Raw genomic sequence first — 23,597 nt, forward strand, 5'->3', positions numbered from 1 at the left:
TACGCATCAGAACATCATCACCATCCACGGATAGCCAATCAGCATGAGCAGGCAGAGGAAGATGGCTCCGAAGATCGTTCCCTGGCGCCAGTAGTCTTTTACAGGCAGGTACCCGCTGCCATAGTAAATCGGGCTTGGCCCCGTACCGTACGGCGTGATAATCCCCATGATGCCCAGCGAGGTGCACATCATCAGGCAAAATACCGGCATATTAATGCCCGGTATTGAAGCGGCAATGGTGAGCATTGCAGGTAACAGCGCAGTGGTATGCGCGGTGGTACTGGCAAACAGATAGTGCAGCAGGAAAAAGGATACCAGCAACACCACCGCGGAGACTTGCGGGTTATAGCCGTGCAGCAACCGGCCACCCTCACCGCCCAGCCAGGCAATAAATCCGACCCGAGCCAGACCATCCGCCAGTGCTACCAGGGTAGCGAACCAGACAAAGGTATTCCAGGCCGGTTTATTACTGGTGATGTCGTTCCAGTTCAGTACGCCGGTCCACAGCATCAGTACCATCACCACCAGGGCAGCCATTGCGGGTTCAATCCATGCAGTAGCAAAAATCCACATCAGCAAGGCAGAAACCACGAACACCAGTAGCAGGATCTCATTGCGGGTGAGCCGGCCCAGCTTTTCCAGTTCGCTCGCCGCCCAGCGCGGCACATCGTCATTCAACTTGACTTCTGGCGGATAGAACCAGTATGCCAGTAGCGGCATGGTAAGCAGTAACAGCAGGCCAGGCGGCAGGAAGGCAATAAACCACATGCCCCATGAGATATCGAAGCCGACCACGCTTTTTACCAATGCCACGGCAAGCAGATTAGGGGCCAGTGCTGAAAGGAACATTGAGCTGGTGATACAGGTTGCAGCGATTGCTACCCACATCAGGTAGGAGCCAATTTTGCGCGCACTGGGATCGCCGGGTTTTGAACCGTAGAGCGGCGGCAGGTTAGCAATAACCGGATAGAGAGTACCGCCGCTGCGAGCGGTGTTGGACGGCGTAAACGGTGCCAACAGCAGGTCGGCGAAGGTGATGGCATAGCCCAGCGTTAAACTGCGCCGACCGAGATATTTTACCAAAATCAACGCCAGGCGGCGACCAAACTGCGTTTTGTCATAGCCGGCGGCAAACATAAATGCGCCGAAGATCAGCCAGACCGTAGAGTTACCGAAGCCACTGACTGCCCATTTAAAAGCCTGGCTGGCGGTTCTGAAAGAGGGGTTGGCAAGTTCTGCCGGGCTGAACAATAGCCATTGGCTGAACAGGGCGATGACCACCACGCCGGTCAGGCCGATAACTGCCCCCGGCAATGGTTCAAAAATCAGGCCGACGATCACCCCGACGAAGATAGCGAAAAAGCGCCATGCATAAGGTTCCAGCCCGTGTGGAACCGGAGCCAGCAGCAGCAATACCGCAACCAGCACCGGGATAAATAGCACGATCGGCCGTTTTGTACGCCGGACAGAAGCAGGAGGAGCCTTGGCAGTTTCACTGATAATGGAGGGTTTTTTCATTGTATTTGTCTGCAAGTTATTAAGAAATTGTTGAGCGCACGGCAGTGATGGAAGCTTTGTTTATAAATTTTAATTTGCCGGGCAGTTTAATCGTGGCGTCTGAATAAATTTTCTCTTCCGATTAAAGTTGGGGTATTTGCTCGTTGGATATAAGTATAGTGAAGGTTGTGCAAATAAATTTATTGATGCAGATCAATAAACCTCAGGCTTCCTTTATCATTTTTAAAGAGTTAAAGAGAAACATAATTGACTGCCTGTCATAATAGCTCTCTTTTGTTCAATAGTAGATGGAGTTGATTAGGCAATGCGCCAAATCTGATTTATCATATTGAATTTAAACGGATATTTTATGTAAATAAAATGTTAGTCAGGTGGGGGTTAAATGCACATTTGTAAAATAAAATGCCGAATTTCTTTGCAGTTAACTCATCAGGCTGGCAGCGATCTTTTAAAACTGAATTTACTGGAAATCTAATCGGTCAGGTTGTTATATTGTCAGCATGAAATGGGAACGCTAATTTAATTAACCTTCCCACTACAAAATTCGAGTCTTTTTAATTTTGGAGTTCATGTTGTATGAATAAACTTACCCCTGTCCTTAATCCGCTAACTCTGCCGAACGGGGCCGTGTTAAAAAACCGCCTGCTGATGGCCCCTATGACTAGCTGCAGCGGATTTTATGATGGATCCGTGACCAGTGAACTGGTTGAGTACTATCGCGTCCGTGCTGGCAGTATCGGTACCGTCATCGTGGAATGCTGCTTTATCGATGCGAAAGGCCCGGCTTTCCCCGGGGCGATTGCTATCGACAGTGACAGCAAAATTCCAGGGCTGGCTAAAATTGCTGGTGCCATTAAACTGGCCGGTTCGAAAGCAATTGTGCAGATCTATCACGGTGGCCGCATGGTTGAGCCAGAACTGATTGGCGGTAAAACCCCGGTAGCCCCGAGTGCGATTGCCGCCGCGCGCGCCGGCGCGACCACACCACTGGCGTTAAGTGCTGAAGAAGTTGAGGTGATGGTGACCAGGTTCGGAGATGCGGTGAACCGGGCGATCAAGGCCGGCTTTGATGGAGTAGAAATCCACGGAGCCAACACCTATTTGATTCAGCAATTCTACTCACCACATTCCAACCAGCGCCGTGACAAGTGGGGAGGAAGCCGCGAGAACCGGGCCCGTTTTGCTATAGAGGTGCTGAATATCAGCCACAAAATGGCGAAACGATTTGCCGATCCCTCATTTATCATCGGCTATCGCTTCTCGCCGGAAGAGCTAGAGGTACCGGGTATTCGCTTCAACGACACGATGTATCTGCTGGAAAAACTGGCTGAGCAAGGTCTTGATTACGTGCATTTTTCCGTGGGGCAGCTGCTGCGGCCCTCCATTATTGATACCAACGATACGACACCGTTAATTAGCAAATATCTGACCATGCGTTCACAGCGGCTGGCGCAGATCCCGGTGATCGGTGTCGGAGGGGTGGTGAACAAAGCCGATGCGGAATGTGCGTTGCAGCACGGTTATGATCTGGTGGCGGTAGGTAAAGCCTGTATCGCCTACCCGGATTGGGCCGACCGCATTATTAATCACCACCATCTGGAACTGTTTATGGACAGTAATCAGCGTGAAGCGCTGAACATACCGGAGCCGCTGTGGCGCTTCTCACTGGTTGACGCAATGATCCGCGATGTCAGCAGTGGCGGCCGTAAATACAAAGCCGGGGTTTATCAGGAAAAAGTCGAAGCCGAGGCGTTAAAACTGCACATCAACGTCACGCTGGATACCGATCGTATTACTGATATTTCACTGATACCGGACGCTGAGCTGGACGTGGATTTCACTACCACTTTTGAAAGTCTGCGATCGCGTATGCTGGTGGCAAACAGTCCTTATGTTGATGCTATAACCGGGGCAACCACGCAGAGTGAAGCGCTTAAAAAGGCGGTTTCCCGTGCTTTGACCACCTCCAGCAAAGAACATGTTATAGAAGAAGGCGGTAACCCGCAGGCGCCACAACACTACGATGTGGTGGTGGTGGGCAGCGGCGGCGGCGGTCTGGCGGCGGCGATTCAGGCATCTGAAGAAGGGGCAAAAGTGCTGGTGGTCGAGAAAATGCCCACCATCGGCGGTAACACCATCAAGGCTTCCGTCGGCATGAATGCCGCAGAAACCCGTTATCAGAAGCAGAAGGGCATTCAGGACAGCAAAGCGCTGTTTTTTGATGAAACGCTGAAAGGGGGAAAATCTAAAAACAATCAGCAGCTGCTGCGCCATTTGGTTGATCTGGCACCAGAAGCCATTGAGTGGCTGGCCCGTCATGATATCGAACTGAATGACATCACCATTACTGGCGGCATGAGCATCGACCGTACCCACCGTCCGGCCGATCGTTCCGCCGTGGGCAGTTTTTTGATCAGCGGTTTAGTGAAGTACATCAACCAACGCAATATCGAGGTGCTGCTGGAGACATCAGTCGATGAGATCCTGTTTGAGGATGGCAGGGTCACCGGAGTAAAAGTGGTTGATGAGTACAACGACAGCCGCATTTTTTATGCGAAAAGCGTGATTGTTGCCACCGGCGGATTTAGTGCTAACCGGGAGATGGTAGCAAATTATCGCCCGGAGCTGGATGGCTTCGTGACGACCAATCATAAAGGCGCAACCGGTAGCGGTATTGCTATGTTACAGCACATTGGTGCGGCCACTGTCGATATGGGTGAGATACAGATCCACCCGACGGTGGAACAAACAACCTCTTACCTGGTTTCTGAATCTATTCGCGGGGGCGGAGCAATACTGGTGAGCCAGGCAGGCCAGCGTTTTCTCAATGAAATGGAAACTCGCGATAAAGTCTCTGCGCAAATTATTGCCCTGCCCGAAAAGAGCGCATGGATTATATTTGATGACCAGGTACGCCAAAACAATCAGGCTGCCGATGAATATATCGCTAAAGGCTTTGTGGTAAGTGCGCCAACTGCGTATGAACTCGCTGTTAAGCTGAATATGGATCAGGAAACGCTGCAAAGCACGTTGGCACGTTATAATCGGTTTGTCGGCCAGCAACGTGATGATGACTTTGGACGTCAGACTGCGCTGCGCCATCCACTCCGTCAAGGCCCCTTTTTTGCGATCCGCATTGCTCCCGGGGTGCATCACACCATGGGCGGGGTAACCATCGATAGCGATACTGCGGTACTGGATACGCATAAACAGCCGATTAAGGGAGCGTGGGCGGCAGGTGAGGTGGTTGGTGGTATCCACGGTGCGAATCGTATCGGCGGTAACGCGGTAGCAGACATCATCATCTTTGGTATTCTTGCCGGCCGTAATGCTGCAGCATGGGCGTTGCGTTAAACAGATTTCCCGGCTGAGGGGCGACCCAAATGGGGATTGCCCTGTAATGCTCACTCTATTCCAGGTGCTGCTATGTTTTCAGAAACCGGCGTTTACCGCTATTCCACTGTGCTGATGGGATCTCCGATCCTGCTAAAGCTGTTTGAATTCAATCAGACGCTGGCGGGCAATGTGTTTCGCTTGATTAAACAACAGGAGGCAATCTTTACCGTTAACCGTCCTCACTCTGAAGTTATGAGCATCAATCGTGCAGCCGGTAAGCATGCTGTTGCCGTCAGCCGGGTGCTTTACGAGGTGATCAAACGAGCTAAAGAGGCCAGCATGTTGCCAGACAGCCGTTTCAACTTCACTATCGGGCCGTTGGTAAAACGCTGGAAGATTGGATTTAACGGCGAAAGCGTGCCGCCAGCCACTGAATTGCACGCTTTACTGACACTGATCGATCCACGTCAGGTTGACCTTGACGATGCGACAGCATCTGTATATCTGCAACGCCAGGGCATGGAGATCGATCTGGGGGCAATTGCTAAAGGCTATATCGCAGATGTGGTGCGTGACTACCTGCTACAGCGGGGAGTTAGGGATGCGCTTATTAATCTTGGTGGTAACGTGCTGGCTTTGGGGAATAGCGTAAGGCAAGCCTGGAGAATAGGGCTTAAGCAGCCGTTCGCTGCCGAGGACACGCCGCTGGGAATCATCAACGTTACTGATAAATCGGTGGTTACTTCCGGTATCTATGAACGTTATTTCATGCGCGACGGGCGTTGCTACCACCATATTCTCGACCCGCAGACTGGCTACCCACTGGATAACGAATTGCTGAGCGTTACCGTAATTTGTGACAACGCGATCGACGGCGATATCTGGACCACCTTAATGTACGGGCAAGGCGTGCGAAAGGGCCTGGAAACACTTAGACGAAATCCGTCAATTGAAGCTATTTTCGTCACCCGGAACAGACAAATTATTTGCTCATCACAGCGTTATTTTGCTTTTAACCTGCTGGACGACAGCTATCAGCTCACTGGCAGAACCGCTTAAGCAGAATGCTGCGTTCTGCCTGAAGACGGTAGCGATATACCGGCCGGCCGGTGGCTCCGTAATGAATGCTGGTGAACAGGATATTGATCTGCGCAAGCCAGATGAGATATTTGCGGCAGGAGACGCGAGAGATATTGACGGCGGCGGCCAGATCATCGGTGGAGAACTCATCGGTCGGATGAGCATCGATCCACAGGCACAGAGTACGTAACGTTAGCGAGGTTAAACCCTTAGGGAGCCTTTTCGCATCATCCATCGTCGGATGATTACCGTGGATCAGCTGGTCGACATCGGCCTGTTGGTAGAACGGGTGAGAGTCAATAAGCTTTTTTTTCTGTTGCCAGCCTGTCAACGCTTCTTCAAAGCGGGAGAATTGAAACGGTTTGATCAAATAGTCCACCACGCCATAGTGCAGAGATTGCCTGATGGTGGTAGCGTCGGCGGCGGATGATATGACGATCACCTCGACTGGCAGTTTAGCTTTGCGCAATGTGGGCAACAAATCCAGCCCGTTATCCTGTTGCAGGTAGATATCAAGCAGGATCAGATCGATAGCTAATTCATTGTTTTGTAGTAGTTCTCTTGCCTGCTGCAATGTCGATGCTACAGCACAGCAGGAAAAGCCCGGAAGCTGTGCAACATAGCACCGGTTAAGTTCTGCCACCATCGCATCATCATCGACGATTAAAACATTGATCATGCTTTTTTGAGCTCTCCATCCCAGGGCAGTTGTACAAAAAATTGCGTATAAACACCGGGTTCGGACTCTACAATAATTTTTCCACCCACGCTTTCGGTTTGTTGTTTAGTCAGAAAAAGCCCGACGCCACGATTATCGCCCTTTGAGGAATAGCCTTTGGTAAACAGGTCTTTCAGACGCGCTGCCGCGATGCCCGGGCCGTCATCGCTGACCTCACAACTGAGCCAGCCATTATGATAGTGTAGCAGTACGCTAATTTCGCCATCACCATTTTCGCCCGCGGCTTCCAGAGCATTTTCGATCAGATTACCGAGCACGGTAATCAATACCGTAACCTGCTGCTCGCTCCCGTTATCAGGTAGCTGGCAATCCTCATCAATTTTCAGACGATTACCGGTTTCGTCGGCGCGGTTAATTTTGCTCAAAAGAAAACCAGCGATAACAGGTGACTTGATTTTGCCTAAAAACGATCCGATCTCAGTATGATAATTATGCGCGGTCTTGAGAATGTAATTTTCCAGCCTGTCGTAGCGCTTCATATGCACCAGACCGAGAATGACATGTAGCTTATTCATAAACTCATGGGAACGTTCACGCAGTGCGTCGATATAATTGACCATGCCATCAAGGCGCTGAAGCAGCTGGCTTATTTCGGTCTTATCTCTAAAGGTACAAATGGCTCCAATGATTGCCTGATTATTGCGCACCGGCATAGTATTACACAGCAGTATCCGGCCATTGAAATTGATCTCTTCATCGCGCCGCGCAATTCCGCTTCTCATCACGCCATGCAGATTGTCAATCAGCGGACCGGAAGCCGCGACAACCTCAGGGCTGTCACATTCGAGCGCCTGAAGGAGACCCGTTTTGCGCAACAACTGGCGTGCAGAACGGTTAATCAGCGATGTTTGTCTTCGTTCATCGACTGCAATCACACCCTCTTTCATTGATTGCAGCATTGCCTGATGCTGTTCAAAAAGGGTAGATATTTCATGAGGTTCCAGCCCAAGCATAATGCGTTTGGCTGCCCTGACCAACAGGTAAGTACCCATTGCACCAACCAATATACCAAACACGGCGCTGAAGAAAATGTTCCAGCGGCTGTGGTTGATTTGATGCACCACTTCATCCAGAGAGATCCCAATAGCAACCACGCCAATTTGTCGCTGATGGCTGTCAAATATTGGGGTGAAAACCCGAAGTGCAAAGCCCAGCTTGCCACTGTTAATCGCTATATTTTCGCGTCCCTTCAAGGCAGGGCTGAGGTCATTGCCAATAAAATGCTGCTTAACTAAGTTGTTAATGGGGTGAGAGTAGCGAATACCAGCCATATTGGTGACCACCACAAAAAGGAGGCTGTTACTACGTTGTGTCGCACGGGTTATCGTCTGGATTATTCCGTTGTCAGGAGCCTGCAGCAGGCCACGCTGGATATCAGGAGAAACAGCCAGCGTGCGTGCAACCGCCAGAGCTTTATCTTTGACGCTGTGCTGGGTCATGCGACTTATCTGAACAAAATAGAACAGATGGGCAATTAACAGCACGGTGATGATGACAGCGCTAACCAGCAGGCTGACAGAAGTACTGAGTTTCATCGGGCGATTACCTGAGCAATTCGATGACTTCGGGTAGTTCATTGATGCTCCGAAACGCAGGGGCGGCTGAGCCGTTTCAATATTGACTCCTGTAGCGCGCAATGGGGCAGGCAAGATATACGGGCATGATAAATCATTAAATTACGATCTTAAGCAAAGTAAAATTTTAAAAACAGTGGTACTTGTAGAATTTCTCGCTGGCATCAGCCACGAAAGTAGGTGGGGCCAGGTCAGTGTACAGAACGAAGTGGGAGGCTGCCCAGTCAGCTAACTGCACTGTCAAGACGATGCCTATGGATAAGTCGCATTTTCAACATGTCAGGTAAATTTTGCCATGTGCTGGATACAACCAACCTGTCAGTCTTAGGCAGAAAAGCCCAAAAAGGGCTTTTCATCAGTTATTTTGGAAGTTCGCTCATTTCCTTAACATCACCTTTACTGATTTGCTGCTTGATGCCATTTGCATCCGTGTAGGCAATGAGACCTGTTTTGTTATCTTCGTGTGGTTTGCCATCGCTGATGATAGTTCTGCCATCGCTGGTATGGATAGCATAGCTGGAGCGGGTGCACCCGCTAAGCGCGGCAACACACAGTAGGGCAGCTAGAGGCAATGCAATTACTTTATTCATATGGACTCCGTTTTATCAGTTGCTAAGTTCACTCATATTCTTAATCAATTCGCGATTAATCTGTTCTGACTTACCCGTCTGGGCATCTTTATATGATACCAGACCGGTATCACTATCAATTTGTGGTTTACCATCAGTCACAATGACCCTGCCGTCAGTGGTTCTGATGGTTTGATTAGATGAACAACCAGCAACACAAACTAGTGAAAACACGGCAATGAATGCAGTTTTAAACATCTTAACTATCATCAAAATTTCCTTTAGGGTAAGAAAGCGTCATCCGCCGTAATTATAGACGAGATCCTGTAAAATGCATTTTGCAGGTGAGATTTTTCACGATGCAGCCGTACATAATCAATATGATTTCAAATATTCACCAAGGTGACGAGGTGAATTGGGATTATAACCATCACGCAACAATCACTTTCAGTTATTACGCCGCGGTCAAATAAACAACTTTTCAGGGCCACCACCTCGGGCTGTCCTGCTGGTGGCCGAATAAAGGTCATGCGCGCTTCATTCTGGTAGGGCTATATCCCGTAACGAATCCGATCATTATTTCTGTACCAGACTGAACAGTAAGAGAGTTAAAGGGATCTACAAAACTTACAGCAACGGGATGATGTCTGCCGGCTAAATATTGATCAAATAAGATGCAGTTCAGGGCAAGGATCCAAAGCGTAGATCCGGGGCAACTTCCGGGAGCTGACGAAAGGTCCTCAGTTGCCAAAAGGCCCTCTTTCGAACCAGTTTGCCTGAGCTGATGCCGGCATGATTAGTTTCACTTGGGAGTTTATCTACATGATCGTACGTACAAAAGAAATCTGGTACATGCACGACATCTGCTGTCTGAATAGTCACCCGTTCTGACAGACGAAATGCGCATTTAAATGGGGCACAAGGTGTTAACTTACCCCGCTCAGTGTTTTTTCGTACCAACAACAGGGCTGCCATCAGAGAAAAGCGCAAAGGTGTCGGCTCGCCCAATCATTGTGAGTGCATTAGTTGCAGGCGTGGCACATTGATTAAGACAAACTTCTTCTATTGCCCTCTTCAAAGCGACTTGCTTTAGCGAATCTGTTTCAACAGCAAGCATAGATTGCAGCGTCATCATCAAAGAGGAATTATTGATGGCAATATCTTGCCTGAGCAGAGCCAATACGGCCTCGCCCATCATGTTATCTGATAATTTTTCTTCCGGGCTTTTGTACATACCAACTTCCCTGAATCAATAATGCAGACACGCATAGAACGTCCACAAAGGCTTCCATAGCGGAAACAGAAAGTCAGCAAATATTGGCAATCATGTATTCCGTTCAGATGGGCGGACTGTGTTATAGCTTAACAAGCAACGTGACACGTTTAAAATCTATGCAGTGCCTGAATATTCAGTCACCCCTACCAAACAACATGCCGATCAATTGCTGATAGTGACGCTCCTGCTCAGGTCCGGAGGCCAGTTCAAGCCGTGTCAACAGTTTTGAACAAATCGCTTTGCGGTTTAAGTTACGTCCTGAACGCAAAATTTCAACCACTATCTGGCCAAGGGTTTCTTGCTGAGAAGGCATGATCACCTCACTAAAGTAACGGCTGATATCGTTTTCAATGATAGGATTGGAACCGTTCCGACACATAAAATATCCCTTAGTCGTAATGTGCAAATAATGTGCAAATGGTTAAGTGATGAAGTTATACAACGGAAGCGCTTTTGTACAGCAATTGTCTTTTTTCAACGGTTGGATCTTTTACATAAAGTGCTATTATATGATTTTCAATAGGTTAACTCCAAATCTAGCATGGAAGAACGTCAGTAAAACAGCCATTATCTTAGCCAGTTTTCGAAGTGAGGTCATAATGCTTAGAGAAAATTCATCGTAATATAAGCGAAATAGCTATTTTTCATTTGGGCCAATTACACATTAAGAATATAAAACGACTTGAGGCCCAGGGGCAGGTGCTGCTCAGTGGATCACCAGTCATGATCGCCGCGATGTGGGGCGGGGATTTGTCATCATAAGTGCAGAATACAACACTGCGCAGTTTTAAACGCACGTTAATTGTTATAATGATATAAAGATTGACAACTAAGCTGATGAAATAGGAAAAATACGGATATATAATCATTTTTGGCAGATTATATTTATAGAGATTTAAGGCGGGACTGCATTATGTAATGAACAGTGTGAAGGTGAATCAATTAAAGATTTACATCCTTATCCTGAGATTTGTCATAGGGCGTTTAAATTATTCCAATGACAGCCTTTATGCTGATGATTGGATCATTTAAAACATAATAGACGATAATGGTAAGTAGCGGAGATGCTATCTCTTAGCGTGATCTAAGTCAGTTGCTAGCCTTGAGCGTAGAGGTGAAAAAAAGATAATATAAAGCGTGTTCCGTAACTGGTATTCAATGTTAAAAAGTCGGTAGAAATAGAAGCAGGCGGAAACAGAAAATTACTGTATGACTAACTTTCTCTATCATATACACGGGATGACAAGTTGATAAAAACATATTATTTGCACAGTTCAGTATTGCATTTTACATAGATCACTTAGAAATAGATTTATCTAGTGAAAATGAATATTCATAAGAAGGCATTGCGTTCGTAGGTCACAGCTTGAGTTATAGCATGATTTTTCAAGGTTTGATAATATCTGCAAGTTAATTCCCTGAGGCGGAATTTCGGTTTGATAAGATGGAAAAGGTTCGTGATGTCAAGAAGGTTTTATACGTCTATCCGAAACACTCCTGCGGAAATAGAATGGACAGATTGTTAGGGGTCAGGCCAAAGTTAAAAGACATGTCAGAGATTAACTTATGTATTTTATCTCTTTATTACGCTAAAAAATTGCAACAGTAGGAAAAAAGGCAGAGCCCAGAGTGGAGGTTGGTTTAGTTGTAATAAATTGAAGGTCATAATCAGTTAATCATGGAATCGAACTGGCTCATAAAGGGTATACACGACAGGTCGCAAAATGGGAAAAAATATGGATGACTCGAAAATCTACTTCCTTGATTTCACCTTTAACCCAAGGACAAGGACGCTGAAAAATAGAGAAAAAACAATTCAACTGCGGAAAAAACAGGCCGATGTTCTTATTCTTTTATGTGCGAAATATCCAGAACCTGTATCGCAAAAAGACTTTTTAGCTGGAGCATGGGGTGGGGGGTATGTAACTTCGCAGAGTATTGCACAGGTTATTCGCTCGCTAAGATTAAGTTTAGATGATATTAATAAGAATATTATTGTTACCATTCCTAAGTTGGGATATCAGTTTACTGCGCAACCCTCCGATGAAGAACCTGATAAGACCAGTCAATCGCAACATATGACATCGCAAGGCCGGCTGAATGAGAAAGAACTAATTTTCAGAATGTCCTCTGGCAACATTAAAAAAAGTGAATTTTCCACACTGAATATGGATAAATCCTGTTCTCTAAAGAAAAAGAAAACATCAACAGAGAACTTCAGATTAAGGAAGGCATTTTTTTTTATCATAACAGTAATCCTGGCAGGGATGCTTTTACTAATGTTTGTTGCGCAAAGTGGCTCCCTAAAAATCGGAGCGGATTAAAAATGCCAATTAAATGAAAAGCTAGTCTGAGTAAAACATATAGACAATTCAGTAAGCAGATCTTATCGTTCAGGAATTGTGATTAATGAGCATCTCTGGTAGAGATTGTATGAAGAAGTTGACCAGATGATATGAAAGGCGGATGTACAATATGTTTAAAAAAGGTTGCAGACAGTTGATTTTGAATCAAATCGCCTTTAATAAATAACCAGTGAACGCAACAGATTATAAAATGCCTGTCAAAATTGATTATATAACTTGTACTAATGAGATTAAGGGTGGTTTATATTCATAACTAAAATTCATTTCCCGGCAGCTGCCGGGATAGCATACTGAGCTGCAGTTATGGGTTAAGGTATATGTTCTATAAGAAATCACTTACTTCATCATCAGGAGTAAGCATCTTGTAAAGCATCATATGTATTAGTATGTCTCTACACACAAGCTGATGAACAAATTTATCGATCATCTTTATTTGGTAATCATAAAGATCGCTATTCTCCCAAAAAATCATATTCATGTTGTAAAACACCTCTTTCAATCACTTTATTGATATGGCCTTATCAAGGGAACGTTCTCTTAAGCTGTTAAGTAATTCACCCGATTCACTTTGTGGGTTGGCCTTTATAGTTTCAGCCAGTATAGCTGCTCAAAAATTGACAGGTTGTCGTCAAATATTTCATCAAGACTTGGCGATCTGAGATTGAGAGCATCAGGTGATATCATTTTTTATCTCCGATGATGTGGCAGATAGTAATACTTCCTTATTCTTCTCACCCAGTTTAATAAGTTTCAGACCAATAGCGATGAAAACGTCAGGTATTAGTTTGCTAATATCTTGATTAACGTTAATCGTCTTATTTTTCGCATGGACTAACCATTGCCGGCATAACGGAGCGTTCTGGAAACGTATAGACTCTTTATCACTCTGAACTGTGATATGTTGGTCATCAGTGTATTGATAATGAGGCATTTCAATATTTTCAGGTAGTTGAACCGTACGAGGTAAGATTATTGTTTTTATGTTTTGTTGGCAGCAGTTTTTTTTAATGTGGTAAATAATTCTTTCTACAATAACTGTGTCATCAAATGAGTTTCGGACGGCATCCATAACAGATTCTTCAAATAATTTCATACGAGCGGACTGCTGTTGCTCGTAGTCGTCAAGCATGGTAATTAATTGTGAAAAAAAAAGCTGCAAGCCCAACGAAAAGCCCTCTTTTTCAAAATTTTCGCGTGTCTCATTGAGATGAGCTTCACTCTCAATACGAATTTTATTACAGTGAAAAAGCGTACGTTCGAGCGCACTTGCCATATTACGATAGCGTGTAACCATAGTGGATTTTATTAAGATTTTTCCGTAGATATCATGAGGTAATTCTTTACTCGAAATGAATCGCATAGTTGATTGCCGTCTTTAAAAGATTGAAATGTTCAGGAGTTCTAACTATATCGAGCTGAGGCAGCTTAATATCAGCAGGAAAACTCAATAGCAGGCGCTTCTTGAGCGCAAAGGGCAGTGGGTGAATCTGACTGAGGATGAAAGCAACCCCCAAGGCTGTTGTATCAATACTTCGGAGCAGTATGGGTGATGGAATATGATGGAACAATGGCAGAGAAATAAATGCAAGTAACCTTGAATCTGCCATTAATACTGCACATTGACTGAGCAGTTGAGCGCGTAATAGATAACCTCCTACAAGGTGAGCAGCAGAAGGCATGTGCTCCCAATGCGTCAGGACAAGTAACAATACCTTGTCGTCAGCTTGCCAATGTGCAGGCAAATCCTCGAGTTGATAGTGAGAAATTAGCCAAAAATTTAAAAGTTCATCTCGGCATGTATACTCCTGTAAATGGCCGGTCAGATAAGTAGGATGGGTATAATCAGCTGGACGATACAAAATATCTAGCAGTTTTTCCTCTTTAAGGAACATCACCTGATGACTCCTTATTATCATTCGCTTTTATCAGCTCAATATTATTGTTATTGAGAGGGCTTGCGGACCTTTTCATAAAAAAAACGAGTAAGCCTATGGCTGTAATAGTGCAAATGATCACAAGTATAAACCATAACCATAATCGCGAACTCGAAGCCTTTATCGGTGAAGAATACTGGATGACAGGGGCATCGAACAGAACTACTGAAATATTTTCGTAACGCACATCATTAAGACTATTCTTTATAAATGATTTGATCTGAGAAATGAAAAGGTTATCATCTATATCGCCTTTATAAGAGATGAGTACACCTACATGGTTGACTGCAGTTTTGTTCCCCTTATCACTTCTGAAACCGGGATAGCTGATATGTACGCGTGCATTAACTACTTGATTGATCACCCTCAATGACTGACCCAATCTTTGTTCTAGTAAAGAAAGGACTCTTGTCTGTTCAGCATTTGGTGAGGCAACAAGAGCACTTTCAGGAAACGCCTGGCCAATCTCGATATCAGCTGACCATGGAAGCTGATATTGGTTAATAATCGAAAGAGCTACTGTGTTTTCTTGTTGACTAATGTTTATAGCATAGCCCTCTTTTGCAGCACCACTTTTTTGAGCAGAGATATTATGCTGCAGTAAAATAGCCAGTACTTGGTTAGCTTGCTCCTGAGTTAGATTTTCTAATAACTTTTGGTTATTACAAGCAGATAATAATCCAGCTGATATGATAACAAAAAAAATATGTACGAGTTTCCTCACCATTATTGCGATTTTTCCAAAGTTTCGATAGCGCTGATCCCTTTACGTGCAAGAGTGGTGACGAGTGAAATATAATTAGTGTATTCGCCAACATAGTTTTGCAGCCTTGCGAGATACTCAGGGTTACCAGTCAATTGTGGCGATTCACTTAAGGTATTAATCATGCTTTTATAATGAATATTTTTTTCACTGAAATCCTTGAAGGTGCTGGATACGAGGTCGTTGAACGTTTGGTTATGCGAAATGATCGTATTCTCAGCTTCACTATTTAGTGTGTCGGGTGCTAATCGTATTAACGAAGATAAATTTACAGGATGATAGCTCATATATATCCTCAGTGTAATTTGCGGGATAACCCCGTGTAAAGGTTAACGAAAATTCTGTATTATTGCGGCAGCAATATCTTTATAAGCTTTTATGGTGCTGGTTTGAGCGTTCCGGAATAAAGTATATTCTTGCAGCTTGCTTGATAACTAGCCAGTACTGAAGGATCGGAAGGGTTAAGTTCAAGGTTAGCTTGAGCAACGTTGAGGGCAAGCATCATATTTTTTGCCCCATCCTCGAACGCCTCAGAAATGTTATTTAAAAAATGCCCCTTTTCTGAACTTGGTGTGCCTTTATCTTGGATAGGATCTGTCACTTTTTATTTCTCCTGAATTGATTGGAAAGTACCAGTGTTGTGGATTCAAAAAAAGGTAACCGTCAGTTGAATCAATGTAAGACTTATTAACAAGCCAGTTTTCTTCGAGATTGATTGAAAAATTGACGATACTATTCCCCCATTTTAATTCGAATTCCTGAATGAAATGTCTCAGAGCACTGATTATTACGTCGCTAAGCGCATCGCGAACAATTAAACTATAACCAGTGTTTGTATTGATTTGGCGATAATGTATGTTCAGTCTGTCCAAACCATTGCGAGCCTCAGACAATAGTTGCTCTTTAGATTTAATAGTTATTACCACTTCTGTTGCGAAAGGAATATTTTTTAATACTGCTATTTTCAAGGACTCTTCTTCATTTGAAGTTAATTGGCGAGATACAGTAATGACAGGTTGTAGAGGGGTATTGTATGCAAGCTGTAATACCGGATAGCCGACCTGCAGCAATTGAGAAACGACGACTTTTTTTTGTTGTGAGATCCATACAGGAACTACACTGGTTTTTTCCTTAAGTTTAAAAAGAGCTTCTTTAAGCCATTCCAGATCATACAGGTTAGAAACTAATATGTATATAAATCTATTATCCCTGTCTTTAACAATGTCGTAAGGGAAGGAAGCGTCTGAAAGTGTTTCATTCAGAGTGGATACATGATGTTCGTATTCATCTACTTTGTAGAAATAACCAGTAGAGATGACTACTAAAACTACAAGTAGGGCCAATACCGATGAGATGACCCTGGAGTTAGTGTTTTTTGGTGAGAGTGATTTATTATGCTCAGAACGGGTTTGCAGAGCTTGGTTGAAACTATAATTTTTTATTTTTTCATGCCATAATTCCTCATTACGTTTGAAAGCAAACCGGATATGTTCATCACAAAAAATCTCATTTTCATGGAGTACAGATTGGTAATTGTGGTTTAGACGGTTAATTGTCACATCAACACATATGGTTGCATCGTCCTGATAGACCTTTGATAGCGATAATAAAATATTAGGTGAAGGCAAATCACAAGGTATATACAGAGTACTAGAAGCATAGTGCACTGAATCAGCAGAGTCCAATGCAGATTGCGGATCAATAATAATAAAGTAATCTTCGTTGGTAAGCTGCAACTCGCAGCCAAACATCGGGCCGAAAAGGATCTTCAAAGTAAAGTGTGTATTATTACAGTAAGCTGATTTAGTCGTACTTGTATCATTCATATTACTGATCATAAAAATCTGCCATTAGCATAATAGAGGTAATGAAAAGTTCTACAATTGACCTTCATGAAGGTTGAAAAAATTGATTTCAGAGTCGATATATTTATCGTCAATCACCAGATAAAGTTTTGCAGTGCCAAATTTAATATATGCCTTTTAATAATGCGTCTGTATATTAACGATTCATTTAGGCAAACGCAAATATTCTCTTTGATATTATTTTGAAAAAAAATAAATATATTTTATAAAAAGGTTAATTTTTAGAAATCGAGTTGACCGGCATATTCAATCTGATATACATTTTAATATGTTGATCATCGTTTATATCTCAGAAGTGAAACATATGAGGCGCTATGGGAACTTTTTATTCAAAAGCTGTTCAGTGTAGAGGGAGTAAACGATTTCTCCTGAAAAGTGGTGGTAATAGATCGACTTCTACTGTAAACCATACGGCAAATGATGTCATTAAATTGAATAACTCACTGATTTTCGCAAAACCTTTGAATGCGGCATCCTTTTTAGCTTTATCGGCAAACAACAACGGAATCGATGGAGAGATAAGAATAAACCAATCCAGCGTACTGGCATCTGTTGATACATTAGAAATAGAGGTTACCGGAGACTGGTTTTTTGAACAGCTCTCCATGCCGCAGGTTGCGATACTCATTTCATTTTTAGATTATCATTCAAACCCCTGTCGGCTTATTCACCCCAAAACTGGAGATTACTATGATGAGTCTTTGATAATTCAAAGTGATCGGTTTTATATTTCTAAAGTGCATTATAGCGGCAAGTGCTTGATGGCACTGCTTATCAGTAGAAGATTGAGGCCTGTTGATTATGGGATAGAAAATTTTTTGAATTTCATCAGAAGGATTGAAAATTATTGGATATCTCACTTCCTGCTGTCTCAGTTATTGAAAGAAGATAAAGATAGCAGTGCTGACAGGCTTTATAACGCTAGCAAGAGTTATGGCGTTTCAGAGTCTTATTTTAGGAAGCTTTGTCATAATACATTCTCTCGTGGGCCAAAAAAACAGTTACGAATTTGGAGAGCTTCTCACAGTGCTTTACAGCTGATAGAGAAGGATAATTCAATAGCAACCATTGCGGGGAATAATGGATATGCATCTTCCTCGCATTTCTCAAGTGAGATTAAGTCTATTTTCGGTATTCGACCACGAGAATTTAAGGACTTAAAAGGGTTTTTTTATGAATGAATGTTTAGTCAAAAAACTTTCCTATAAATTGATTATAGTTGTTTTTTCACTTTTTTTAGCACCCATACGTCAGCAGAATTTCTGAACGAAAGAGATGTGCGCAGCGATAAAGATAGAAAAAAAGAAACTGCTTTTGAGGCAGATAATATATATGTTGCCAGTGATAATAGTGTCCAACAAGTTTTGAATGTTATTGCAGGAGAAATGCATAAGCCTGTCATTGTAAGTAGTGAAGCTGCTAAAAAGCGTGTTACAGGAAATTTTGACCTCAACGATCCCATGAAACTCTTAGCTAATTTGGCTACGCGTACAGGACTTATATGGTACGACGATGGTAGTTCGATATATGTCTATGACTCGAATGAGATGAAAAACATTGTAATACGTCTTTCATATGCTACCTTCGACCGGTTGGTTGCTTATTTAAAATCATCAGAATTGTATGACGTGCGTTTCCCGTTACGTTCAGATGGACAATCTGGTTCATTCTATGTTTCGGGTCCACCAGTTTACGTAGAGCTGGTCAAGGCAGCTGCAAAATATATTGATTCGTCTTATTCAAGGCCTGGAACTGGTAAAGTGACCGTGCGTGTCATAAAACTTAATAACTCCTTCGTTAACGATCGGAACTACACACAACGAGATTTGCCACTTACCATACCTGGAGTTGCATCTGTATTAAATAAGTTACTCAATAGCAGTAGAAATTTCTCGGCTTTAGGAGGTGCTAAAATAAGTGTAGAGGACGAAGTGCACGATGCGAATCAACCAGTTACAATGAACAGGAGAGGTCACTTTAAGTCGTATATAAATGATTTACCGGGCGAAGAAGTGGTGGCTGATAATAGCGAGTCAGCCAGAGTAAGTAGTGATTCTGTCAACATAGTTGCTTATTCAGATACCAATAGTTTGCTTGTAATGGGGACTGAGCGCCAGGTCAGTTTTGTAGAGGATTTGATTCGAGCTATTGATATTGCTAAACGTCAAATTCAACTCTCATTATGGATCATAGATATTTCGAAAGAAGATATTAACGAATTGGGTGTGCAGTGGAGTGGATCTACCAAAATAAGTAGTACTGGTGTCATATTCGGCACCAGTTCGTTGACGCCAGAAAGTAGTATCAACTTCCTTGCAAATGTATCTGCATTGGTTAAATCAGGGTCTGCACAGGTTATTTCACGTCCTGAAATTCTGACTCAGGAGAATGTACCCGCTCTTTTCGATAACAATAGTAGCTTTTACGCAAGGCTGGTAGGAGAACGAAATTCTTCATTAGAGAAAATAACCTATGGAACTATGATAAGCGTACTGCCGCGTCTGGCAGAACGTCAGCATGAAATCGAGATGATCCTTGATATACATGATGGTACCGCACCACGTGATGCCAGTGGAGATTCTGCTCATATCGACAGCCTGCCGGTAATCAGTAACACGCAAATTAGCACTGAAGCACGTGTTCCTTTGGGATATAGCTTATTGGTGGGAGGATATAGTCGTAATCAAGATGAATACCATGATATAGGCATTCCTTTATTACGAGATATTCCTTATTTAGGAAAGTTATTTGATTATAGCTACAAAAGCCAAACTAAAATGGTTCGCTTGTTTCTCATTCATCCGCGGTTATTAGATAACGGAGAAACATGGCAAGGACGTCAGAACGAGAATCCGGTTATTGGCATAAATTCTGAAGGTAAAGATATAAGGCTGAGATCAACGGTATCTATGTTGAGAGAAGTTATGAATCAAAAATGAGGAAGAAGTTATGGAAATCCAGCGTTTACCACTGGCAGGTGCGCTTAATAACATCCTGGATGACAATAAAAGCGATTTAAACATATCTAAAAAGTCATCTTCGAGTTCAGAATTGGTAGATCATAATGAGAAATTGAGTAATATCGCTGAGGAATTAGCAGACTCATTGAGTAGTCTTGGAAGGACCAGCAAGATTGGGCGAAAGAACGACAGTTCTGACAATGACACTGTTACAGCTATTCTTGAAGAAAATGCCGATGAAAAAATTTTCATTTTGATTAAACAGATCTCAAAATTCCAAGACCAAACTTCTATTCTTAATTATGCACGTCAGTTATTTCCGAATGAATGGGATTTGTTACAAGCGTTACGTGAGATGCTTCTGAGCCGAAAATTATCTGATGCTCAGAAGAGAAAGGTAAAGGAAGCACTTGTTGATTTGAATGCTTTTGGCGATCGAAAAAAAATTCAATCATCAGCAAACGTAGGGGGCATAGCCAAACAATTTAGCAAAATTAACAAGGATTGTAAAATAACTGCAAAAGACCTGCGTAATTGTTATCTTCGTTTTCTTGAACTTGAAGTGCCTGCAACCTATCTTTATCAAGACTGGATTCATGAGTTTGGTTTTAATTATCGCAAACGGGTGATGTTATTCATACGTACTGCGCTCATCGCTGATATGAAAGCCAGTGTACCGGGAATCCATTTACATGAATTTGGACCGCTATCTACAAGACATTCAGATGTACGTATACTTCGAACGCTTGATCTGAAGTTAACGATCTATTTTCGGAATTTTTCTTTTAGCAGCATGACGGAATTCAATAAAGAAATAATTATTGATGAGTATATATTAAATCTATATATAACTGGATTGATTAATGTCGATGAATTAGCTCAGGCTTTTAATAACTTTAAAAATGATTTTATGTCAGAAATGCCTGTCAACAGGCAGGCGACAGTGGTTCAGATATTTATAAACGTTTATAATAATACTCCTGATTTTCTTTATGCAAACCTAGGCTATCATGCAGCAACAATTACATTTCTCTCAACGTTGTTGGACTCACTACACAGAAAAGAGCGAAATTTAATTATCTATGAAAGATACCCTCAGTAAAATATAAATTGAGTCATCTTAATGTAAATTACTGGTGTTTATGCTAAACAATATCATTTTTCAATTGCGAACACGTCCTGAACTTATCGTCTTGTTGATGATGATTATGGTCGTAGTGATGTTGATTATTCCACTGCCAACTTATTTAGTTGACTTTTTTATCGCTCTTAATTTAATAATGGCCTTATTGATTTTCATCGGGTCTTTTTATATCAGTAGAATTCTGGATTTTTCGACTTTCCCATCGATGATTATGATCAGTACCATATTCCGTCTGGCTATCTCTATCAGTACTAGCCGTTTGGTTCTGACGGATGCGGATGCCGGTGAAATCATTGCCAGCTTTGGCCAGTTCGTTATTGCCGATAGTCTGGTTGTAGGGATGGTTATCTTCTTCATCGTCACAGTGGTGCAATTTATCGTTATCACAAAAGGATCTGAGCGAATTGCAGAGGTTGCAGCTCGCTTTTCTTTAGATGCCATGCCGGGTAAGCAAATGAGTATCGATGCTGACCTTAAGGCGGGAGTGATCGATGAAGAGGGAGTCAGGCAGCGTCGTAGTGACCTTGAAGCTGAAAGCCAGCTTTATGGTGCTCTCGATGGCGCAATGAAGTTTATTAAAGGCGATGCTATTGCTGGAATAATTATTATTTTGGTTAACCTGCTTGGAGGGCTTGCTATTGGAGTAGTACAGAAAGGTATGAATATATCACATGCGCTATCCATATATGCATTATTGACTATTGGTGAGGCTTTAGTGGCGCAGATCCCTGCTTTGCTCATCTCAATTAGCGGGGGGCTAATTGTAACTCGTGTTAATAACAACGAAAATTCAAATCTGGGTGCTAAGATACTACAGGATCTTTTTCTCAATAAGTCTACATTAGTAATAACAGCAATCCTTGCCGTGACATTGGGCTTATTGCCAGGATTTCCTTTAGTTGTTTTTCTCTTGTTAGCTATCATTTTAATAGGTGTTTTTTACAAGGGTAAATACAATAAAAATAACACTCTAAGTCCAGATGAGGCAGGGATTACAGAACAGTCCACAGTCAAAAATAAGCCTGTAGTAATAGATGGGGAATACATCCCTGAGACTGTGCCGCTTATTGTCAGTGCATGGAGTGGTTATGAAAGATATATTACTAAAAATAACTTCCCCTCTTTACTAAAACGTCATTTCTTCATAGAGTACGGTGTTCGTCTACCTGATTTAATTATGAATTATGACCAGCATGCTGAACAGGGAAAGTTGACTGTCGCTATTAATGAAATAAAAGTTGCGAGCTATGATTTTTTCCCTGAAATGCACAAAATTCTTTTCAGAGGAGATGAGTTGAAGTTGATAGACGACAACGTAAGGGTGATAAGTACCTCTCAGGGTCATGCCTATTGGATACCTGAACATAGACATGGAGCTGCTTTTAAACTTGGTTTTTATTCTAGAAATGCAATTGATGAATCCTATTCTTGCATATCTTCTTTACTTGTTCACGATATTTCTGAATTTTTTGGTATTCAGGAAGCTAAGATGTTACTTGACGATCTTGAAAAGAAATATCCTGACTTGCTGAAAGAGTGCTATCGCAACAACACGGTTCAGCGAATTACTGAGGTATTTCAACGGTTACTTAAGGAGCGTATCTCAATCAGAAATATGCGGTTGATTTTGGAAGCTTTAGTGCAATGGGCTCCCAAGGAAAAAGATCCTATTATGTTGGTTGAACATGTGCGTGGTGTCTTAGCACGCTATATTTCCAACAGATTCTCCGCACACGGACGTATCAGAACTGTGGTAATGTCACATGATATGGAAAATATCATCCGCGATGGGATCCGCCAGACATCAGGTGGCACATTTATCAATCTACCACCTAATGAAATAGAGGATATTATAAAATCCCTGGGGGTTTGCCTTAAAAACAATAGGGTGAATGCGAGGGATGTTATTCTAATGGTATCTATGGATATAAGACGTTTCGCTAAAACAATTATTGAAGGGACTTATCCTGAATTAGATGTACTCTCTTTTGGTGAGGTCTCTGCCGGCGTAGAAGTTGACGTCATTGGTTCGTTGGAAAATTATAGTGAGGGTGTAAATGAAATATGATGTTGCACAACTAATTTCAACTATGCTTAAAGAAGCTGGCATGTCTGAATTTATCAGTGATGATTTAAGTAACCACTCAACGATTTCTTTGAATATGAAGGATGACATCCCTGCTATTAATATAAAAAGTATAGATGATGAGGTATGGCTTTGGGCAAAGCTCGGCGAATATAGTATTCCTTCACTTGCTTACTGCAGTATCAATCTTTTACCATTAATGTTTGATTACCATGAAGAATTCTTCATTACAGGGCAGCCTTGCTTATACCCTGTAGATGGACAGCTTGAACTACGAGCACAAGTCATTGAGAAGCATTTAGTGTCTGCTAATGAATTCCTGACCGTGTTAGATCATTACCTCACTATCATGCTGAACTATCGTAGTGTTTTGGCTTAATAGCATAA

General features: G+C 42.8%; 20 protein-coding genes and 1 pseudogene. 8 read left to right on the forward strand and 13 right to left on the reverse strand.

What is annotated here, in order from left to right; all coding sequences use genetic code 11:
* Positions 1–6: 6 nt before the first annotated feature.
* On the reverse strand, positions 7–1,518 hold the full coding sequence (locus JGC47_RS07590; RefSeq protein ID WP_004157251.1) for an anion permease: 1,512 nt from the start codon (positions 1,516–1,518) through the stop codon (positions 7–9).
* Between the two features lie 576 nt (positions 1,519–2,094).
* Here JGC47_RS07590 and JGC47_RS07595 point away from each other — a divergent pair.
* Together JGC47_RS07595 and JGC47_RS07600 are read left to right on the forward strand one after the other, a co-directional pair.
* Positions 2,095–4,872: a flavocytochrome c gene (locus tag JGC47_RS07595; protein WP_004157256.1), complete on the forward strand. Its 2,778-nt coding sequence runs from the start codon at positions 2,095–2,097 to the stop codon at positions 4,870–4,872.
* A 72-nt stretch (positions 4,873–4,944) separates the two neighbouring features.
* Entirely contained in the window at positions 4,945–5,913 is a 969-nt protein-coding gene (locus JGC47_RS07600; RefSeq protein WP_004157259.1) for an FAD:protein FMN transferase, read from the forward strand.
* Here the strand turns inward: JGC47_RS07600 and dcuR are convergent.
* The 6 genes from dcuR to ycgZ form a co-directional block, all read right to left on the reverse strand.
* Positions 5,894–6,613 carry a two-component system response regulator DcuR gene (gene dcuR, locus JGC47_RS07605; protein WP_004157260.1) on the reverse strand — a complete coding sequence of 240 codons (720 nt, stop codon included), beginning with the start codon at positions 6,611–6,613 and terminating at the stop codon, positions 5,894–5,896. The two genes, JGC47_RS07600 and dcuR, sit on opposite strands and share 20 nt — an antisense overlap.
* Complete coding sequence (locus JGC47_RS07610) at positions 6,610–8,250, reverse strand: sensor histidine kinase (RefSeq protein WP_004157261.1); 1,641 nt, start codon at positions 8,248–8,250, stop codon at positions 6,610–6,612. The genes dcuR and JGC47_RS07610 overlap by 4 nt, the downstream gene beginning before the upstream one ends.
* Before the next feature lie 356 nt (positions 8,251–8,606).
* Complete coding sequence (locus JGC47_RS07615; protein ID WP_004157262.1) at positions 8,607–8,837, reverse strand: YgdI/YgdR family lipoprotein; 231 nt, start codon at positions 8,835–8,837, stop codon at positions 8,607–8,609.
* A gap of 15 nt (positions 8,838–8,852) precedes the next feature.
* Positions 8,853–9,086, reverse strand: coding sequence for a YgdI/YgdR family lipoprotein (locus JGC47_RS07620; RefSeq protein ID WP_004157263.1), 234 nt, complete (start codon positions 9,084–9,086; stop codon positions 8,853–8,855).
* Between the two features lie 670 nt (positions 9,087–9,756).
* Positions 9,757–10,050: a hypothetical protein gene (locus tag JGC47_RS07625; protein ID WP_004157264.1), complete on the reverse strand. Its 294-nt coding sequence runs from the start codon at positions 10,048–10,050 to the stop codon at positions 9,757–9,759.
* Between the two features lie 175 nt (positions 10,051–10,225).
* A complete protein-coding gene (gene ycgZ / locus JGC47_RS07630; protein ID WP_004157265.1) occupies positions 10,226–10,471 on the reverse strand; it encodes a regulatory protein YcgZ in 246 nt (81 codons plus the stop codon).
* A gap of 1,357 nt (positions 10,472–11,828) precedes the next feature.
* Here ycgZ and JGC47_RS07635 point away from each other — a divergent pair.
* Positions 11,829–12,416, forward strand: coding sequence for a winged helix-turn-helix domain-containing protein (locus JGC47_RS07635; RefSeq protein ID WP_004157266.1), 588 nt, complete (start codon positions 11,829–11,831; stop codon positions 12,414–12,416).
* Between the two features lie 712 nt (positions 12,417–13,128).
* Here JGC47_RS07635 and JGC47_RS07640 read toward each other — a convergent pair.
* The 6 genes and pseudogenes from JGC47_RS07640 to JGC47_RS07665 form a co-directional block, all read right to left on the reverse strand.
* The gene (locus JGC47_RS07640; RefSeq protein WP_225868844.1) at positions 13,129–13,752 is read right to left on the reverse strand and encodes a hypothetical protein; all 624 of its coding nucleotides are present in this window, start codon (positions 13,750–13,752) and stop codon (positions 13,129–13,131) included.
* Positions 13,753–13,798: 46 nt separating this feature from the next.
* Complete coding sequence (locus JGC47_RS07645) at positions 13,799–14,350, reverse strand: oxidoreductase (RefSeq protein ID WP_004157269.1); 552 nt, start codon at positions 14,348–14,350, stop codon at positions 13,799–13,801.
* Complete coding sequence (sctJ, locus tag JGC47_RS07650) at positions 14,340–15,119, reverse strand: type III secretion system inner membrane ring lipoprotein SctJ (protein ID WP_013034867.1); 780 nt, start codon at positions 15,117–15,119, stop codon at positions 14,340–14,342. The genes JGC47_RS07645 and sctJ overlap by 11 nt, the downstream gene beginning before the upstream one ends.
* The gene (gene sctI, locus JGC47_RS07655) at positions 15,119–15,442 is read right to left on the reverse strand and encodes a type III secretion system inner rod subunit SctI (RefSeq protein WP_004157270.1); all 324 of its coding nucleotides are present in this window, start codon (positions 15,440–15,442) and stop codon (positions 15,119–15,121) included. The genes sctJ and sctI overlap by 1 nt, the downstream gene beginning before the upstream one ends.
* 42 nt (positions 15,443–15,484) lie before the next feature.
* A pseudogene (sctF, locus tag JGC47_RS07660) lies at positions 15,485–15,756 on the reverse strand (type III secretion system needle filament subunit SctF).
* Positions 15,734–16,993: a PrgH/EprH family type III secretion apparatus protein gene (locus JGC47_RS07665; RefSeq protein ID WP_004157272.1), complete on the reverse strand. Its 1,260-nt coding sequence runs from the start codon at positions 16,991–16,993 to the stop codon at positions 15,734–15,736. The pseudogene sctF and the gene JGC47_RS07665 overlap by 23 nt, the downstream one beginning before the upstream one ends.
* 341 nt (positions 16,994–17,334) lie before the next feature.
* Here JGC47_RS07665 and JGC47_RS07670 point away from each other — a divergent pair, with 341 nt between their 5' ends.
* The 5 genes from JGC47_RS07670 (at position 17,335) to JGC47_RS07690 (ending at position 23,589) form a co-directional block, all read left to right on the forward strand.
* Complete coding sequence (locus JGC47_RS07670; RefSeq protein WP_004157273.1) at positions 17,335–18,201, forward strand: helix-turn-helix domain-containing protein; 867 nt, start codon at positions 17,335–17,337, stop codon at positions 18,199–18,201.
* A gap of 96 nt (positions 18,202–18,297) precedes the next feature.
* A complete protein-coding gene (gene sctC, locus JGC47_RS07675; protein ID WP_422111182.1) occupies positions 18,298–19,959 on the forward strand; it encodes a type III secretion system outer membrane ring subunit SctC in 1,662 nt (553 codons plus the stop codon).
* Between the two features lie 10 nt (positions 19,960–19,969).
* Positions 19,970–21,082 (forward strand): HrpJ domain-containing protein, encoded by a 1,113-nt coding sequence (locus tag JGC47_RS07680; RefSeq protein WP_004157276.1) that lies wholly within the window; start codon positions 19,970–19,972, stop codon positions 21,080–21,082.
* 40 nt (positions 21,083–21,122) lie between these two features.
* Positions 21,123–23,192, forward strand: coding sequence for an EscV/YscV/HrcV family type III secretion system export apparatus protein (locus tag JGC47_RS07685; RefSeq protein WP_004162107.1), 2,070 nt, complete (start codon positions 21,123–21,125; stop codon positions 23,190–23,192).
* Positions 23,182–23,589, forward strand: a complete 408-nt coding sequence (locus JGC47_RS07690) for an InvB/SpaK family type III secretion system chaperone (RefSeq protein WP_004157278.1) — start codon at positions 23,182–23,184, stop codon at positions 23,587–23,589. The genes JGC47_RS07685 and JGC47_RS07690 overlap by 11 nt, the downstream gene beginning before the upstream one ends.
* The last annotated feature ends 8 nt before the right edge of the window (positions 23,590–23,597 follow it).

The organism is Erwinia amylovora, assembly GCF_017161565.1.
Classification (GTDB): domain Bacteria; phylum Pseudomonadota; class Gammaproteobacteria; order Enterobacterales; family Enterobacteriaceae; genus Erwinia; species Erwinia amylovora.